The following is a 2,759-nucleotide window of genomic DNA, read 5'->3' as shown; positions in this document are numbered from 1 at the left end:
GCTGTTCGTGTTCCGCTTCACTCAAGACCAGTGGCGCCTTCGGTCTTCCTCTCATCGTTGCCTCGCTTATTTGCGAACCCTGCAACCCAGGTTAGTACACAACGCAAATAAGGCAATGAATTTCTAATTCGGGACACTAGTACGGTATGCCGATCAATCAGGGAAATCGTCAAACGATCCCTTAAGCTAACGTCGGCGAACCTGATAAACCAAAACCATCATCGAAAGCGCGCAAAGTGCGCCAAACAGCTTGCTAGCGACCATCCAAATAATTCGCAAGCATGTCCAGCGCCCTTCTACGTTCAGCTTGCCATGATTACACCGTGGCGTTACCGCGCAAGCGGACAAGAATGCCTTCCAGTGCATCCAGATCACCGAAGTCCACCAGCACCTGGCCGCGGCCGCGTCGGCCGAGCTTGATCTTTACCGTTGCGGCAAGCAGATCGGACAACTCCTCTTCGAGTCGCCGCGTGTCGCGGCCGCCGTCCTGATTCGCTCGCGCCTTTACTGTGGGCGCAGCCTTGGTAGTCGCCGTCACCAGCTTTTCGGTCTCGCGTACCGACATGCGCTTGTTGACAACCTGATTGGCCAGCGTGATCTGCGTCGCAGCGTCGACGGCCAGTAGCGCACGTGCATGCCCCATGTCCAGATCACCGGCCAGCAACATCGTCTGCACTGGCGTAGCCAGGTTAAGCAAACGCAGCAGATTCGATACAGCACTGCGCGAGCGACCCACCGATTCAGCCGCCTGCTCGTGCGTGAAATCGAACTCGTCGAGCAAGCGTTGAATACCCTGCGCTTCTTCTAGCGGATTCAGATCTTCGCGCTGGATATTCTCGATCAGCGCCATCGCCGCGGCGGCCTGGTCCGGCACGTCTCTCACCAGCACCGGCACCTCGTCAAGGCCGGCAAGGCGTGCGGCGCGGAAGCGTCGTTCACCGGCAATGATCTCGTACTTATCCGCCGAAACCGGCCGCACGAGGATCGGCTGCATCACTCCTTGGGCACGGATGCTGGCCGCCAATTCCTGCAACGCGCCTTCGTCCATGCGCGTGCGCGGCTGATACTTACCGGCCTGCAACTTGCTGAGCGGCAGCACGTTCGGCGCACCCTCGATCGCCACGGCCTCTGTAATGTCCGCACTGCCACCGAGCAATGCTTCCAAACCGCGGCCCAACCCTTTCTTTCTTGCTACTGCGTTCATCGTGCTTCCTCGATCCGCTTAGGACGCCTGGGGTGCGTCATTCAATGTACGCACCCGCTCAATCATCTCTGCACCGAACTGCACATACGCCTGCGCACCGCGCGATGCCTTATCGAACACGACGCCCGGCAACCCGTAGCTAGGCGCCTCGGCAAGGCGCACGTTGCGTGGGATCACCACATCGAACACCTTGTCGCCAAAGTGCTCTTTCAACTGATCCGAGACTTGCTGTTGCAATGTGATGCGCGGGTCGAACATCACGCGCAGCAGGCCGATCACCTTCAGATCGCGATTCAGGTTTGCATGCACCTGCTTGATCGTGTTGACCAGATCGGACAGACCTTCGAGCGCGAAGTACTCGCACTGCATCGGAATCACCACGCCATGCGCGGCGCACAAGCCGTTGAGCGTTAGCAGCGACAAAGCCGGGGGGCAGTCGATCAATACGAAGTCGTATTCGCTTTCGACCGCCGCCAAGGCGACCTTCAGTTGGCGCTCACGGCTCTGCACGCTGACCAGTTCAACCTCGGCGCCGGCCAGTTCCCGGTTCGCGGGCAGCACGTCGTAGCCGACGGCTTCCGGGCGTACTCGCGCATCCGCCACCGACACGCCATCCACGAGCACTTCATAGACGGTGTTCGCGCATGCGGCCTTATCGACGCCGCTGCCCATCGTGGCGTTGCCCTGCGGGTCCAGATCGATGAGAAGGACTCGCTGTCCCTGCGCTGCCAAGCTCGCGGCCAGATTGACTGCCGTCGTCGTTTTGCCGACGCCGCCCTTCTGGTTCGCAACGCAGAAGATTTTTGCCATCGTTGGTGTGTCCCTTTTGCTGCTTGAATAAAGTAGAAAGCGCGTCTGGTATGCGGTGCGTGTCTCGGACCTGCCGACGGCCGTCAGTTATCGGCGTCCACCAGCACCTTGATCAGATGCCGCTCCGCGTCGAGCGACGGCACATTCAGCCGAATAATCTGTTCCACGTGGGCGCCCGCCGGCAGACGCTCGATCTCGCCATCCGGACGCACACCCTTCATCGCCCAGATTGCCCCCTGCTCCGCAACCAGATGACGGGCCAGTGTAACGAAATCCGAGAGCTCTGCGAATGCGCGCGACACGATTACGTCGAACTTTGCCGGTACTTCGGCACCCGGCCGCAAAGTTTCGACGCGGCCTGTGACGACCGACAGGTTTGCCAGGCCGAGCTCAGCTTTGGCCTGAGCCTGAAAAGCCGTCTTCTTATGAACGATGTCGTTCACGGTGACGGTCCAGTCGGGGAGCACGATAGCCAGCACGACACCCGGCAAGCCACCACCGGAACCCACGTCCAGCACCGAAGATGCGCCACGCGTAGCGAGATGCGGCACGATCGAAAGCGAATCCAGGATGTGCTGGATAAGCATCTGCCGTGGATCGCGAATCGCCGTCAGGTTGTAAACGGCGTTCCACTTGGACAGCAGCGCTACATAGTCGAGCAGTTTGCCGAGTTGCGCATCGCTCAGGTCGAGGCCGAGCTCGCGGACGCCGCCTGCTAACAGCGACGCCAATACCTCGTTACCAC

Annotated in this window: 3 protein-coding genes; all 3 read right to left on the bottom strand. The window is 60.1% G+C overall.

What is annotated here, in order from left to right; all coding sequences use genetic code 11:
• Window positions 1-316 precede the first annotated feature (316 nt).
• On the bottom strand, window positions 317-1,204 hold the full coding sequence (locus tag VFE81_RS00015; RefSeq protein WP_325042626.1) for a ParB/RepB/Spo0J family partition protein: 888 nt from the start codon (window positions 1,202-1,204) through the stop codon (window positions 317-319).
• 18 nt (window positions 1,205-1,222) lie between these two features.
• Entirely contained in the window at window positions 1,223-2,014 is a 792-nt protein-coding gene (locus VFE81_RS00010; RefSeq protein WP_325042625.1) for a ParA family protein, read from the bottom strand.
• An 83-nt stretch (window positions 2,015-2,097) separates the two neighbouring features.
• Entirely contained in the window at window positions 2,098-2,745 is a 648-nt protein-coding gene (gene rsmG, locus VFE81_RS00005; protein WP_325042627.1) for a 16S rRNA (guanine(527)-N(7))-methyltransferase RsmG, read from the bottom strand.
• Window positions 2,746-2,759: the final 14 nt, after the last annotated feature.

The organism is Paraburkholderia sp. (assembly GCF_035656215.1).
Lineage (GTDB): Bacteria > Pseudomonadota > Gammaproteobacteria > Burkholderiales > Burkholderiaceae > Paraburkholderia.
This window is presented reverse-complemented; position numbering and strand designations above follow the sequence as displayed.

Bases quoted from the DNA above. Each gene is read 5' to 3' on its own strand.
- VFE81_RS00015 (WP_325042626.1), bottom strand. From the start codon at position 1,204: ATGAACGCAGTAGCAAGAAAGAAAGGGTTGGGCCGCGGTTTGGAAGCA.
- VFE81_RS00010 (WP_325042625.1), bottom strand. From the start codon at position 2,014: ATGGCAAAAATCTTCTGCGTTGCGAACCAGAAGGGCGGCGTCGGCAAA.